The sequence below is a fragment of the Micromonospora sp. L32 genome (genome assembly GCF_052068055.1).
Classification (GTDB): domain Bacteria; phylum Actinomycetota; class Actinomycetes; order Mycobacteriales; family Micromonosporaceae; genus Micromonospora; species Micromonospora purpureochromogenes.
Genome location: NZ_JBQHDD010000007.1, coordinates 121,441 through 136,077, shown reverse-complemented (window position 1 = coordinate 136,077; position 14,637 = coordinate 121,441). Strand labels below are relative to the sequence as shown.

Annotated in this window: 10 protein-coding genes; 5 read left to right on the top strand and 5 right to left on the bottom strand. The window is 71.3% G+C overall.

Features of this window, described 5'->3' with window-relative positions; all coding sequences use genetic code 11:
• Positions 1-35 precede the first annotated feature (35 nt).
• Positions 36-1,574 carry an AMP-binding protein gene (locus ACTMTB_RS20445; RefSeq protein ID WP_441147861.1) on the bottom strand — a complete coding sequence of 513 codons (1,539 nt, stop codon included), beginning with the start codon at positions 1,572-1,574 and terminating at the stop codon, positions 36-38.
• A gap of 104 nt (positions 1,575-1,678) precedes the next feature.
• Here ACTMTB_RS20445 and ACTMTB_RS20440 point away from each other — a divergent pair, with 104 nt between their 5' ends.
• Positions 1,679-1,951, top strand: a complete 273-nt coding sequence (locus ACTMTB_RS20440) for an acyl carrier protein (RefSeq protein WP_441147859.1) — start codon at positions 1,679-1,681, stop codon at positions 1,949-1,951.
• A 229-nt stretch (positions 1,952-2,180) separates the two neighbouring features.
• Here the strand turns inward: ACTMTB_RS20440 and ACTMTB_RS20435 are convergent, their stop codons facing one another.
• Positions 2,181-5,006: an AAA family ATPase gene (locus ACTMTB_RS20435; RefSeq protein WP_441147857.1), complete on the bottom strand. Its 2,826-nt coding sequence runs from the start codon at positions 5,004-5,006 to the stop codon at positions 2,181-2,183.
• A 1,336-nt stretch (positions 5,007-6,342) separates the two neighbouring features.
• Positions 6,343-8,463, bottom strand: coding sequence for an MMPL family transporter (locus ACTMTB_RS20430; RefSeq protein ID WP_441147855.1), 2,121 nt, complete (start codon positions 8,461-8,463; stop codon positions 6,343-6,345).
• Between the two features lie 430 nt (positions 8,464-8,893).
• On the opposite strand from ACTMTB_RS20430, the gene ACTMTB_RS20425 reads away from it, so the two are divergent.
• Together ACTMTB_RS20425 and ACTMTB_RS20420 are read left to right on the top strand one after the other, a co-directional pair.
• On the top strand, positions 8,894-10,459 hold the full coding sequence (locus ACTMTB_RS20425) for an acyl-CoA carboxylase subunit beta (protein ID WP_441147853.1): 1,566 nt from the start codon (positions 8,894-8,896) through the stop codon (positions 10,457-10,459).
• Positions 10,456-10,677, top strand: a complete 222-nt coding sequence (locus tag ACTMTB_RS20420) for an acyl-CoA carboxylase epsilon subunit (protein ID WP_441147851.1) — start codon at positions 10,456-10,458, stop codon at positions 10,675-10,677. Before ACTMTB_RS20425 ends, ACTMTB_RS20420 begins: the two co-directional genes overlap by 4 nt.
• Positions 10,678-10,787: 110 nt before the next feature.
• Here ACTMTB_RS20420 and ACTMTB_RS20415 read toward each other — a convergent pair whose 3' ends face one another.
• Positions 10,788-11,018: a hypothetical protein gene (locus ACTMTB_RS20415; protein ID WP_441147849.1), complete on the bottom strand. Its 231-nt coding sequence runs from the start codon at positions 11,016-11,018 to the stop codon at positions 10,788-10,790.
• 912 nt (positions 11,019-11,930) lie between these two features.
• Between ACTMTB_RS20415 and ACTMTB_RS20410 the strand changes: the two genes are divergently transcribed.
• Together ACTMTB_RS20410 and ACTMTB_RS20405 are read left to right on the top strand one after the other, a co-directional pair.
• The gene (locus ACTMTB_RS20410; protein ID WP_441147847.1) at positions 11,931-12,908 is read left to right on the top strand and encodes an ATP-binding cassette domain-containing protein; all 978 of its coding nucleotides are present in this window, start codon (positions 11,931-11,933) and stop codon (positions 12,906-12,908) included.
• Complete coding sequence (locus ACTMTB_RS20405) at positions 12,901-13,692, top strand: ABC transporter permease (RefSeq protein WP_357917113.1); 792 nt, start codon at positions 12,901-12,903, stop codon at positions 13,690-13,692. Before ACTMTB_RS20410 ends, ACTMTB_RS20405 begins: the two co-directional genes overlap by 8 nt.
• Positions 13,693-13,830: 138 nt before the next feature.
• Here ACTMTB_RS20405 and ACTMTB_RS20400 read toward each other — a convergent pair whose 3' ends face one another.
• A complete protein-coding gene (locus ACTMTB_RS20400; RefSeq protein ID WP_334575458.1) occupies positions 13,831-14,577 on the bottom strand; it encodes a TylF/MycF/NovP-related O-methyltransferase in 747 nt (248 codons plus the stop codon).
• Positions 14,578-14,637 lie beyond the last annotated feature (60 nt).

Genomic DNA, 14,637 nt, shown 5'->3' with positions numbered 1-14,637 from the left:
ACCAGCCCCTACCGGTGCCGATCGGGGCCGGTGGATCAGCTCGCCGCCGCCCGGGCCAGCCGGCCGCGGTCGATCTTCCGGTTGGAGTTCAGCGGGAACTCGTCGAGGTGGGTGTACCGGCGGGGCAGCATCCCCTTCGGCAGGATCTCGGCGAGCTGTTTGGCGAGCTGGGCGGCGGGCACCGGCTCGCCGGTGTAGTAGACGACGATCTCCAGCAGCCCGTCGACGGTCCGGGTGACCGCCACCGCGTCCCGTACGCCGGGGCACCCGGCGAGCGCGTGCTCGATCTCGGCCAGCTCGATCCGCCAGCCGTTGACCTGCACCTGCGCGTCCCACCGGCCCAGGTAGATCAGTTCCCCATTGGCCAGCCGGCGCACCCGGTCGCCGGTGCGGTACCAGCGGCGCCCGTCGTGGTCGAGGAACCGTCCCTCGTCGTCGGCCGGGTCGAGGTAGCCGGGGGTCATCTGCGGGCCGGTGACGCAGAGCTCACCCTCGTGGTCGGACAGGTCCCCGTCGGGGGTCCGCAGCAGGGCCTCGTGCCCCTCGTGCAGGTGCCCGATCGGCACCAGCCCGTTGACGCAGAGCCCCGGCGAGGTCTCCGGCGACCAGCGGTGGCCGGTGATGGTGAGGGTCAGCTCGGTGGGGCCGTAGATGTTGGCCACCGTGGACCGGTCGGCGGCGGCGTGCCAGTCGGCCACGTCCGCCGCGCGCAGCGCCTCTCCCGCGAACAGGCTCCAGCGCAACCCTGGCATGCCGCCGGGGCGCAGGCCACCCAGGCGGCGGATCAGGGTGATCGCGCTCGGCGCGGAGAACCAGACGGTCACCGCGCGCTCGGCGAGGAAGCCGGGCAGGTCCCGGTAGGCCTGCGCGGGCACCGGCTGCACGGCCGCCCCGGCACCCCAGGCGCAGAACATGTCGAACGCCGCACAGTCGAAGTTCAGGTCGAAGGTCTGCGAGAAGACGTCCGTGGGGTCGAAGTCGTAGTCCCGGTCGACCAGCCGGAAGTAGTGGTCGGTCATGCCGTAGGTGATCGGCACGCCCTTGGGCCGGCCGGTGGAGCCGGAGGTGAACAGCACGTAGGCCACCTGCGACGCGGTGACCGGCAGCGGCGCGTCCAGGGGCCGGTCGCCCAGCGGGATCCGCGCCGCGCCGGGCACCGCGTCGGCGTCCAGGCCGGGCGCGAGCACCGGCAGCTCCAGCCCGGCGCCGGCCAGCTCACCCAGGGTGGCCAGGCCGGCCTCGTCGGCCACCACGGCGGTCGCGCCGGAGACCTCCAGCATCCGCCGGGTCCGCGACACCGGGAAGCCGGCGTGCAACGGTACGACCGTGGCGCCGGCGTACAGCACGGCCAGGATCCCCGCGTACGCCTCGACGCTCTTGCCGGTGAGCACCGCGACCGCCTCCGGCGGCTGGTCCCCGGCGGTGCGCAGGGCCCCGGCCCGGGCCAGCGCCAGCTCGTGCAGTTCCTCGTAGCTCACGGCGCGGGACCCGACCCGCAGGGCCGTGCCGGTGGGGTTGGCCGCCAGGCCGCGAAGGAAACGCGCCGACAGGGCGGGACCGTCCACGTCTACCATCCGGTGCTCCAAGAGTAAGGGGCGGCAGGGGTTGTCGGCCGCACGGGCAGGTACTTGTATCGAGGTCACCGCCGACACCGGTTCCGACAGATTCGGAGTGACCCATGCTGGACGAACGGTTCGAGGGGATCCTGCGGGGTTACCTGGCCTTCCTGTCGCCGACCGACACCCTCACCGAGGACACCTCGCTGCGCGACTTCGGCCTGGACTCGATGGCCACGGTGGAGCTGATCTCCGACCTGGAGTCGACGTACCAGGTCCGGTTCGTCGACGACCTGTTGAGCCTGGAGAACTTCGCCACCCCGGGCACGATCTGGGCGAGCCTCACCGCGTTGGGCGTCACGGGCCAGGTGACCGAGGCCCGGGTCGGCCACTGACCCGTGACGCCCGTGTGAGGCAAATGCTGGTGCAGGCCCGTACCCGCGGAAACCCCTAGCGCCCCCTGACGTGCGCGGCCGCCGGCCGGCCTTCCGGCCGACGGTTTCCGCGGACCCCGGTGGACATACACGGCGTCCCGGCCGCTTCGGTCGGGACGCCGTCGTGCGTCCGGACAGCGGGGCGCCCGCCCGAAGCACGGTCCCGGGTGCTCCAGGCGGGCGCGGTCCCTCAGCCGGCCAGTTCCTCCCAGTCCTGCCCGGCGTGGAGCAGCCCGGTGGTCCCCTCGCCACGGGACTCCGAGAGCCGCTTGCGCAGCTCGTGCTCGGCCGGCAGGTCGGTGCGCCGGGTGATGCCTAGCTTGCGGTAGACCCGCGTCAGGTGCTGCTCGACGGTGCTGACGGTGATGTACAACGTCTGGCTGATCTCCCGGTTGGTGTGCCCCAGCGCGGCCAGCTTCGCCACCCGCCGCTCGGCCTCGCTGAGCACGTGCCGGCCCTCCTTCTCCCGGTCGTGCCAGCGGCCCACCAGCGCGGGCGGCTCGACCGGTCGGTCCCCGCCGGCGGGGGCGGCCGGCCCGGTCGTACCCGCCTGGGCCACCTGCGCGGCCCGCCGGGCCAGCACCCGGGCCCGGTCGAACTCGCCGAGCTGCTGCCGGACGACGCTGAACGCGGTCAGCGCCTTGGACAGCTCCAGCCGGTCGTCGGCCGCCTGGAGGCACTCCACGCTCTGCCGCAGCAGCGTCGGACGCTGCGCCGGCTCGCTGGCGGCGGCGAGCACCCGCAGCGAGATGCCCCGCACCCGGACGTCGGCCGCGCGCGCCCGCTCCAGTTGCTGGGTGAGCAGGTCCCGGGCCTCGACGGAGCGGCCCAGCCGGAGGTTCACCTCGGCCAGGTCGCTGCGCCACGGGATCAGCGCCGGCACGTCCACGTCCCATTCGCGCATCAGCCGGCCGCACAGCTGGAAGTCCCGTCCGGCGGCCAGCACCCGGTCGGTGGCCAGGTGGAACTGCCCTCGCGCCCGCAGGTACGGCAGGCTGAAGACGGTGCCGAACATCGAGTCGGGCACCGGCGCCTGGAGCACCTCGGCCGCCTCCCGGAGCTCGCCCCGGGCGGTGCGCGCGACGATCAGGGTGGCGCGCGGCTGACCGATCAGGACGCCCCAGCCCTTCTCCGGCAGCAGGGCCAGCGCCTGCTCGGCGTGCCGGATCGCGTTGACCAGGTCGCCGCGCCGGTAGGCGATGCTGCCGGCCAGCGAGGAGAGCACCGCCTGCCAGGTGACCTCGCCGCGCTCCGCGGCCTGCCGCATCAGCCGATCACACCAGGTGCGGGCCAGCTCCGGCTTGTTGCCGCGCTGCACCGCGAGCACCGCCGCGGCCACCACCTCCAGCGGCGTCTCACCGATCTGGCAGCTGCGCAGGATCTGCTCGGCACTGGTGGTGGCGGCCTCCCCGCCGCCCCGGCCCCAGAGCGAGGTGAGTCGCTGCGCCGCGTCCGCCCAGAGGTCCCTTGAGTGGGTGGTGCCGGTGGGCCCGAACTCGGACAGGCGCCCCCGGGCCGGACCGAGGAACCAGTGGAAGCTGACGGCCAGCTCGGCCGCCGTCTGCGCGTCGATCGGATCGGCGGACGCGCCGAGCGCCGTGGCGGCCCGGGCCGCCGCGTCCTCGTCGCCGTTCCACAGGCTGTAGCGGATCACCGCCGCCGCGTCCGGCCCGTGCAGTTCCCCGTCCTGCACCGCGCCCTGCAGACAGGGCAGGTACGCCAGCGTGGCCGCCGGGTTCCGTCGCCAGAGCGCGCCGGTGAGCGCGTGCATGATGGCGATCCGTTCCTTGCGGTCGGTGCAGCCGGAGAGCGCGAGCTCCAGGCAGCGCACCGCCAGGTCCGGGTCGTCCGCGGCCAGCGCCTGGTCGGCCGCGGTACGCAGCACCCCGACCGCCCAGTCGGCGGGCACCTGCTCGGCGTTGAGCAGGTGCCGCCCGACCTCGGCCGCCGGCGCGCCCTGCTGGTGGAGCAGGTCGGCGGCGCGGACGTGGACGGCGGACCGTTCCGCCGGGGTCATGCTCTCCAGCACCGTGGTGGCGCCGAGCGGATGGCGCATGCGGCAGTCCCGCAGTACGCCCGCCTCGGTCAGTATTCCGACGATCTCCTCGGCGGTTTCGTTCCGCATTCCGAGAAGACGGCCGATCAGGGCCGGATCCGAACGCTCGTTCAGTACCGCGGCCGCGGCGGCCACGTCCAGCAGCTGCCCGTCCCACCGGTGCAGGCCGGCCAGCACGGCGTGGGCATATCCGTCACCGACGACGGGCGTGGCCCCGTCCCCGATCCCGGCGTCCGACGCATTGTCGTCGAGCAGCGCGTGGACCAACAGCGGATTACCGTTTGTCAGATCGCGGTATTCCTGGGCCACGGACTCGGGCGCCGTCTTTCCCCATTTCTCGGTGAGCAGATCGGCGATGTCCGGCACCGTCAACGCCGACAACCTGATGCTCTCGTGCGGCTGCCGGGTCAGTTCCGTGTAGAAAAGCGGCAGGGTCGGCCGGCGTCGGTGCCATTTACCCAGGACGAGCAGCATTCGGGCCGCATCCATCCGTCGCTGCAGAGACAACAACAGCCGCAGCGAGGCCGAATCGGCGAACTGCAGATCGTCTATCACGATCACGAGGGTGCGCTCCCGGGCCAGACCCAGCAGCACTCCGCAGAACTCACGCATCCAGCCCGATCGAGCATCCGGCTCCGCCAGCGGGTCCGACCATCCCCCGTCCTGGTCGGCCGCATCGGCCGAACCGATGAGCCGGGCGGCCCGTTCGGGCAGCGCGTCCACCAGGTCGGCACTGCGGAACAACTGATCGACCACTCCAAGCGGCACCGACTGCTCCGCCCGCGATGCCGTACCACTGAGAAGTAACGCCCCCGTCTCCACCGCGTAACGCGAAAATTGATGGAGCAGATATGTTTTACCGCTGGCGAGTCCCCCCTCGACGAGCGCCAGTCGACCGCTTGAGCCGTCGCATTGGCGAAGGAGCCCTTGCAACAGCGACAGGGCCCCCTCATATCCCATGGTCGCCACGTTTGCATACCCCTAAGTAGCGTAGTAGTCGAAACGCTCCAGCACTGGTAGCCACGTTGCGGCGTATCATATCCACAGATCGACGGTGATGCCAGTCCGCCCTCTTTAGCACAGATCGGGCACAAGACCCTGGTCAGGCGGTTCTGTCGGCGATCCGATCCGGGCGAATTGCAGAATGTCCAGTTCGCCGGTGTTCCCATTTTTAATGCGACTGAGCACGCCGCCGCTAATCAATCCGGGAACGACGTGAGCGATCTTCAAATATCACGAACCGTTACTTGATCCGGCAACTTATCGTTCACTTTTCGGTGATCGGCGACGGCGCGATCCCGGCATTCGCGCAGGTCGGTCCGCTCCTGCCGGGCTGCATCCGCCAAGCGCTCACACCCGCCGTCCGCCCGGTCGTCACCCGGCAGCGGTTGTGTGACCTGGCCGTGACCTAACCCGACCGGCGGGACGCCTCGACGACCCGGACGAGAGGCGTTCCCCGCGCCGGCCGTCCGGCCTGTACTCGCCGCCGAACAGCGATCCGAGACGCGACGTCGGGACGACCCGCCGGCCCGTCCTCACCCCCGTGTGGGCCCGTCGACCTGGCCGATTCCCGACAGGTGGCCCGGCCCACATCTCCGCAGATCCGGGCGCGTCCGGGACTCCGGCGGCGGCCCGAGCCTCGTTGCGTCACGTCGATCCGATGATGCCCCTGGGACGCTGCGCGCTGGACGGCCGGCGACGAGCGCCGGACAGCCGGCGACACCCGCGCGGTCGACCGGCCGGGGCGGCGCGGACAAGAGTCCCCCGCTTTGCGGCATGTCGCGCTGTCCACACCGGCCATCACCGCAACACACCGCAAACCGCGTCCCACCAGGAGGCAGCGCCCCGACACCCGACGGTGCAGCGCGGACGAGGTCTCCCCCGCTTTGCGGCAAGTCGGGCCGTCACCGCCGGCCGTCACCGCAACACACCGCAAACCGCGTCCTACCGGGAGGCAGCACCTGGACACCGGACGGGGCGAACTAGAGGTCCCCGCTTTGCGGCATGTCGCGCTGTCCCCGCCGGTCGTCACCGCGACACGCCGCAAACCGTGCCGCACCAGGCACGGCGCGGCGACAGCGACCCTGCGCCAGGCGGCAGGGACGGCTCTCGGGAACGACGAAGCGGCGCGCCCGACGAGGTCGTCGGGCGCGCCGCCGGAGCGAATCGCACGTCCTGCTCGGGCTCGGTGCCGCCTCACGGTCGCCCGGCCAACGCCGGCGACCACCGCCCGCGGAAGAGCGCCAAGCCCCACCGGAGGCCGGAGCGGGCCCAAGGACCCGCCCCGGCCCGGTGGCTACTTGCTGGCCCGCACCGGCCCCGGCACTCCAGGGCTGACCGGCGCGGAGGCCTGCTTGCCGAGGTCCCGGTAGAGACGCCCGGGCCACCAGCTCGCCCGGCCGATGTCGAAGGAGAGCGCCGGCACCAGCAGCGTCCGCACCAGGAAGGCGTCGAGCAGGACGCCCACAGCGACGACCACACCGAACTGGATCATGTCGACCACCGGCATGGAGGCGAAGACCGCGAAGGTCGCCGCCAGCACGATGCCGGCCGAGGTGATGACGCTGCCGGTGGTGGACAGACCACGGCGTACGCCTTCGGCGTGGCCGTGTCGCGCGGCCTCCTCGTGCACCCGGGTCATCAGGAAGATGTTGTAGTCGACGCCGAGTGCCGCGAGGAAGACGAAGCTGACCAGCGGCAACTGCCAGGCCGTCCCCTCGTGCCCGAACACGTGCTTGAAGAGCAGGTGCGACGCGCCCAGCGCGGCGAAGTAGGACGCCACCACCGTGCCGAGCAGGACCAGCGGCGCCACCAGGGCGCGCAGCAGGATGATCAGGAACAGCAGGATCACCGCGAGCACGACCGGGATGACCACCTGGGCGTCCCGGCTGGAGGCCCGGTCGATGTCCAGGGTCTCCGCGGTGGTGCCGCCGACCTTCGCGTTCGCCCCGGGTACGGCGTGCACCGCGTCCCGGATCTCGTCGATGGTCTCCTTCGCCCCGTCACTGTCGGGCGCGTCCCGGAGCACCACGTCGATGATGACCCGCTTGCCGTCGGGGCTGGGCGACTCCTGGCCGACCGTCGTGCCGTCCACGCCGGCGGCGGCGGCCTTGACCGGCCCGGCGGCAGAGGTGTCGGCGACGAGGATGGCCGGGTCGGACGCGCCGGACGGGAAGTGCCGGGCGAGCTTCTCCTGCGCGGTGACCGACTGGGGCTTGGTCTGGAATACCTCGGTCTGGGCGAGGCCCATCTTGATGTCCAGCGCGCTGACGGCGAGGCCGCCGATCACGATCAGGCAGCCGAGCCAGACCACCCGGGGGTGGCGGCCGACGGCCGTGCCGATCCGGGACCAGAACCCGCGCCCGGCCCGCGCCTCCTGGCCGAACTTCGGCACGAACGGCCAGAACACCCACCGGCCCGCGATCACCAGCAGCGCCGGCAGGATGGTGACCATCGCCAGGTACGCGCAGAGCACACCGGTGGCACCGACCAGGCCGAGGCTGCGGGCGCTCTGCATGTCGGCCAGGGCGAGGCAGGCCAGGCCGACCACGACGGTCGCGGCGGAGGCGAGGATCGCCGGGCCCGAGCGGCGCAGCGCGATGCCCATGGCCAGGTGCTTGTCGGCGTGCCGGCGCAACTCCTCGCGGTAGCGGGCGATGAGCAGCAGCGCGTAGTCGGTGCCGACGCCGAACAGCAGGATCATCAGCAGACTGGAGCTGGCCGGGTTGACCGGCAGCCCGGCGTGTTTGGCGAGCAGGTACGCGACCCCCTGGGTGAGCGCGCTGGCGAAGCCGACGGCCAGCAGGGGGAAGATCCAGAGGAACGGGCTGCGGTAGATCAGCAGGAGCAGCACGATGACGATCGAGCTGGTCGCGATCATCAGGTTGACGTCGAGGTTCTCGAACGCCTGCGTGTAGTCGTTGAGCAGGCCGCCGGGGCCGCCGAGGTCGACGTCCAGCCCGGCCGGGGCGCCGGCCTGGGCGGCGGTGCGCAGGTCCTTGACCGCGAAGTCGATCTCGACGTCGTCACGGGTCAGCGGCACCACCAGCATGAGGGCCTTGCCGTCCTGGGACGGGATGGCCGGCTGGATGGCCGCGCCGTCGGCGAACTTCGCGAACGCCGTACGGTCGGCCTCCACCTTGCTGCGGTCGGCGTCCTGGATCCCGGACTCGCGGGTGTAGACGGCGACCACCGGGACGGCCTCGGAGGCGGAGCGGTACTTGTCCAACTCCTCCATGACGGCGGTCGACTCGGCGCCGCGCGGAAGGCTGCCGGACGGAGTCCGGTCCTCGTAGTCCTCGATCTTGCCGAAGAGCGGGCCGAGCACGACGGCGAGGACTATCCACAACGCGAGGATGGCCCACTTGGAACGCCGACCACTCGGCAATTTGGCCAGTAGCCCGACAGAATCGCTCATTGAGCCGAAACCCTTCTATGCCCGTCTATGCCGATTTCATCGTTCAGGGCACGGAGATCCCGGCGTCGTCCGCCTGGGACGGGGACAAGACCTCGTCACTCATCGGGCCTGACGGCCATTTCCAAAGGTGCCCCACCACGCGGGGCATGCTTCTGCGTATGCCCCACGCGTACATGCTATGCAGTACGGCGGAACAGCGTCAAGCACTTCGGCAGAGTGTCCGACCAGTTGGGAAGAAGCGCTCGCACCCCGGTTTAGCTGCGGAAATGCCGATGGCCCTGGGGTCGTCGGGCGGGCGGCTAGGGGATCTGGCGGCCGGGTTAGGGGGCGGCCGTTCTGTTCGTGCCGCCGTCGCCGGTGGTTACGTGAGAGCCCGACCAGCCGGTTGACGCGGGTCGACGTCGGCGAGCGTGAGGGGCGACGACGCATGGTGGACAAACCGCATTCCGACCTCGGGTCCCGGGTGGCCGAGCTGCATTCCGTCAAGGCCACGGCCGTCGCCGGCCCGGGGCCCCGGGCGTCGGCGCAGCAGCACGCCAAGGGAAAGCTCACCGTCCGGGAACGGCTCGACCTGCTCTTCGACGAGGGCACGTTCCGGGAGATCGAGCAGTTGCGCCGGCACCGGGCGGCCGGGTTCGGGCTGGAGGACCGCCGCCCGCACACCGACGGCGTGGTGACCGGCTGGGGCAAGGTCGACGGCCGGACGGTCTTCGCGTACGCGCACGACTTCCGGATCTTCGGCGGCTCGCTCGGCGAGGCCCACGCCGAGAAGATCCACAAGATCATGGACATGGCCGAGTCGGCCGGCGCGCCCCTGGTCTGCCTCGGCGACGGCGCGGGTGCCCGCATCCAGGAGGGCGTCACCGCGCTGGCCGGGTACGGCGGCATCTTCCGCCGCAACGTGCAGGCGTCCGGGGTGATCCCCCAGATCAGCGTGATGCTCGGGCCCTGCGCCGGCGGCGCGGCGTACTCCCCGGCGCTGACCGACTTCGTCTTCGCCGTCCGCAACGTGGCTCAGCTCTACCTCACCGGGCCGGACGTGGTGCAGGCGGTGACGGGCGAGACCGTGACGCACGAGCAGCTCGGCGGCGCCGAGGTGCACGCCTCGGTCACCGGCACCGTCTCGTTCGTGCACGACACCGAGGCGGAGTGCCTGGCCGAGGTCCGGCACCTGCTCTCGCTGCTGCCGTCCAACAACCGGGAGCTGCCTCCGGTGCAGCCCACCGGGGACCCGCCGGACCGCCGCTGCCCGCGCCTGCTCGACCTGGTGCCCGCCGATCCCCGTGGCTCGTACGACATGCGCGAGGTGATCGGGGAGATCGTCGACGACGGGGACCTGCTCGAGGTGCACGCCTCCTGGGCCCGCAACATCGTCTGCGGTCTGGCCCGGCTGGACGGGCACGTGGTCGGCATCGTCGCCAACCAGCCCCGGATGCTCGCCGGCGCCCTCGACGGGCTGGCCTCGGCCAAGGCGGCCCGCTTCGTGCAGACCTGCGACGCCTTCAGCATCCCGCTGGTGACCCTGGTGGACGTGCCCGGCTTCCTGCCCGGCACCGCGCAGGAGCACAGCGGGATCATCCGGCACGGCGCCCAGCTGCTGTACGCGTACTGCTCGGCGACGGTGCCCCGGATCCAGGTGATCCTGCGCAAGGCGTACGGCGGGGCGTACATCGTGATGGATTCCCGGTCGATCGGCGCGGACCTCTCGTTCGCGTGGCCGAGCAACGAGATCGCGGTGATGGGCGCGGAGAGCGCGGCCAATGTGGTGTTCCGCAGGGAGATCGCGGCGGCGCCCGACCCGGAGGTGGCCCGCCGGCAGCGGATCAAGCAGTACGAGCAGGAGCTGATGCACCCCTACTACGCGGCCGAGCGCGGCCTGGTGGACGACGTCATCGACCCGGCCGAGACGCGCGCGGTGCTGATCGGGGCGCTGGAGACGCTGCGGGCCAAGCGGGTGCAACTGCCGGGGCGCAAGCACGGGAACCCGCCGACGTGACCGCGGCGGAGCAGTTCGACGCGGCGGGGGTCCCGCGGCTGGTGGTGGTCCGAGGCAGGCCCACCGAGGAGGAGCTCGCGGCGGCCACGGTCGCCCTGATGTGCGCGCTGCGCGCCGCTCGGGGTACGGCCCGGACCGGCCGTCGGCGCGCCGAGGCGTCGTGGTCCCCGGCGGCGGACTACCGGGCGCCCGGTGCCTGGGCCTCGCGATGCCACTGACCGGGTCCCCGCCGACCGGGCCGGCAGCGTCGGGACCGACCGGGTCGCCGCCGCCTCCCACCGCGTCGACACCGACCCGGCGGGCACCGGAGGCGGCGGGCACCGGCGGGTCAGTCCTCGCGCACCAGGCCGGCTTCGCGCAGCTCGTCGAGCCACCGGCCGATGACCACGATGATCTCCGCGCGGTCCGCCTCCCAGCTGGTGGCCACCTCGTCCGCGGCCAGGTTGAGGTCGCCGCCGTGCCGTTGCAGCGAGATCCAGGAGACCGTGACGAAGGGCGGGTACCGGTACGTGACGGCGGTCGGTTGTCGGTGCAGGACCAACCACCCGTCCGGAGACACCGTGACCTCCACGTTGTGTTCCCAACGCAGACCCACCATTCCTCCCGACATCACCCTCACCCGATCCCTGTGCGTTCCGATCACCGTCGCCCTCACCTCCCGAGCGATGGGCGACCACCCGAGGGTGACCCCTCCCGGGCCGTCGGCCGCCTGCGCCCTCTCGTCCGCGCCGTCTCACCGTCCGCCTCGACGACCCGCGCCGGTCGCGCCGGGCGCGAATCGACACAGGAAGTCGAACATCAATGCGACAAGTGAGAACGGAATGATTGTGGCGACTTTCCCGGCGTCAACCTCGAACCGAACAGAAATCGGCTCGGGAATAGACCCCGAAGGCTTCTGTTTATGCCGTATACCGTTGTGTGCAGACCGTACACACCGGCTACTCGACGCGTCAACCCCAGCACTGGGCACCGGCCGGGAAGCGGCAGGTAGACACCCCCGACCAGGACCACCGGCGACGGTTCCGAACTCGGTCGTGAGCAGCACGAACACGGTCCACCTAGGGGTCGGCGCACGCGTCGCGGGGCCACAAATCAGGGTCATCCCCCATCTGATCCCGGATGACGGAAAATGAGTGAGGACGTTTCAGAACAGCTCAGCAAGCCGGCCGTCGGCGGCGATTCCGCGCATTGTCGAGCACGGGAAATCCAGCGGCACCGCCTCCCATTGGGGGCCGTGACGCCGCCGCCGGTCCACCCCTCGGCGACACGCCGAGCACGGCCTGCCCACCCGCGGACCGGTGCCGTCCGCGAGCCCTCATCGAAGGCGCCCGGCGCGCGGCGAGAAGGGTCTTGACTGCGGCGACGAAGCATGTTGACAGGCGAACATCGAACTGCGTACAGTCTACACGGATTAGCGTACGAGGCACGCAGAAGACCACCCGGAGCAGGGACGGCGAGGAGTGCAACGACAATGGCCTACGAATTGGCAATAGAAGCCAGCGGGCTACGAAAGTCCTATGGCGACGTGCAGGTGCTCAAGGGCGTGGACATCACCGTCCCCCGGGGCAGCGTCTTCGCCCTGCTGGGCCCCAACGGCTCGGGCAAGACGACCACCGTCCGCATCCTCTCGACGCTCACCTCCCTCGACGGGGGACAGGCCAGGATCGCCGGCTTCGACGTCGTCAAGGAGCGGCGCAAGGTGCGGCGGGCCATCACCCTGACCGGCCAGTACGCGGCGATCGACAAGAACCAGACCGGCGAGGAGAACCTGCGCATGATGGGCCGGCTCACCGGCCTGTCCAGCGCCGAGGCGCAGGAGCGCGCGAAGCAGCTGCTCGCCCGGTTCGACCTGACCGACGCCGGCGGCCGGCGACTGGCCACCTACTCGGGCGGCATGGCCCGCCGGCTGGACCTCGCCGCGAGCCTGGTCGGGGCGCCGTCGGTGGTCTTCCTCGACGAGCCGACGACCGGCCTGGACCCGCGCAGCCGCCTCGCACTGTGGGGCGTCATCGCCGACCTGGCCGCCAACGGCCTGACCATCTTCCTGACCACGCAGTACCTGGAGGAGGCCGACCGCCTCGCCGACCGGGTGGCCCTGCTCGACGGCGGCACCATCGTCGCCGAGGGCACCCCCACGCAGCTCAAGGAACGGGTCGCGGGTCAGCGGCTCGACCTGGAGCTGGTCGACCGCACGGCGCTAGAGGACGTTCTGGTGCTGCTGGGCGAGCGCGTGGTCACCAAGGATCTCGACCTGCTGACGATCGGGGTCACCACCGATGGCTCGGCCAACCAGGTGCGGGCCGTGCTGGACGAGGCAGACCCGCAGCGCAACCGGATCACGAAGTTCCAGGTGCACAGCGCCACGCTGGACGACGTGTTCCTGGCGCTGACGGGCCACCCCACCCCGAGCCCGGAGGTGGAGCGAGTTAAGGAGACTGTCGGTGACTGAGTCCATCGTCCTGCGCAACCGGCCCCGGCCCACCTCGCTCGGGACCGACATGGTGACCATGATCGGGCGCTGCACCCGGCTGACCAGCCGGGACCTGGACGCCCTGATGATGGCGCTGATGCTGCCCATCATGATGATGGTGCTCTTCGTCTACCTCTTCGGCGGGGCGATCCAGACCGGTGGGGACTACGTCACCTACGTCTCCCCCGGCGTGCTGCTGCTCTGCACGGTGTGGGGTGCCGCCCAGACCGGCGTGGGCGTCGCCAACGACATGAGCACCGGCATCATCGACCGGTTCCGGTCGATGGACGTCAGCGGCGCGGTGCTGCTCGGCGGCCACGTCACCGCCAGCGTCATCAAGAACATCGTCTCCACGGTCGTGGTGATCGCGGTGGCCCTGCTCATCGGGTTCCGGCCCGAGGCCAGCCTGCTCCAGTGGCTCGCCGCCGGCGGCATCCTGGTCACCTTCATCCTGGCGATGTCCTGGCTCTCCGCGGTGGTCGGGCTGCTCACCAAGTCCACCGACGCGGCCGCCAGCTTCGCCTTCATCATGATGTTCCTGCCCTACGTCAGCAGCGCGTTCGTCCCGATCCACACGCTGCCCGGCTGGCTGCAGGGCGTGGCCAAGCACCAGCCGTCCACGCCGATCATCGAGAGCGTCCGCGGGTTCCTGCTCGACCGGCCGGTCGGCGACAACCCCTGGATCGCGCTCGCCTGGTCGGTCGGCATCCTCGTCGTCTCCGTCACCCTCGCCGCGGTCTTCTTCCAGAAGAAGACGGACTGAGCGCGGGCGTCGGCCACCGACAGCGAAGGCCCTTCTCCTCCCCCGTTGGAGAAGGGCCTTCGCGCGTGCGCCGGCAGCACCGACACGACAAGGGCGCCGCCTCCGTCGGGAGGCGGCGCCCTGTCGGCGTACGCGGGCTCAGGCCGTCCTGCGCCAGAACACCCCGCCGTTGTCCACCGGCCGGATCTCGTCGGTGATCCCGTGCTCGTCGCGGTACTCGTGCACCGCCGCCCGGCAGGGCTCCATGTTGTAGTCGTCGATGATGATGAACCCGCCCACGGAGAGCTTGGGGTAGAGCGGGATCAGCGCCTCCCGGGTCGACTCGTACAGGTCGCCGTCGAGGCGGAGCACGGCGATCGAGGAGATCGGCGCCGCCGGCAGGGTGTCCTTGAACCACCCCTCCAGGAACTCCACCTGCTCGTCGAGCAGGTCGTACGCCTTGAAGTTGGCCCGGACCGCGTCCGCCGAGACGCTGAGCATGCTGTTCAGGTTGTGCAGCGCCATCTCCTGGTCCAGCGGGTGGCTGCCCTCCCCCGCCTCGGGCACGCCCTCGAAGGAGTCGGCGGCCCAGACGCGCCGGTCGGTGACGCCGTGCGCCTTGAGGATGGCGCGCATCAGGATGGTGACGCCGCCGCGCCACACCCCGGTCTCGACCAGGTCCCCGGGGATCCCGTCGGCCAGCACCCGCTCGACGCACTCCTGCACGTTGTCCAGACCCTCGAGACCGACCAGCGTGTGCGCGGCGGAGGTGCCCGGAAGGCCCCCCTCGGGCACCGCGGCGCCCTCGGCCCCCGTCCACCAGGGAGCGGCGTTGTCGGTGTAGATCTCGTTGGCGATCACCTTCTTGATCAGCTCAAGGTAGAGCGTGACTCCCGTGTCGGTCATCTGTCCGTCCTCTTCCGCGGCCGGCGCGCGTGCCGACGCCGCTGTCGATCGGTCCTTGGT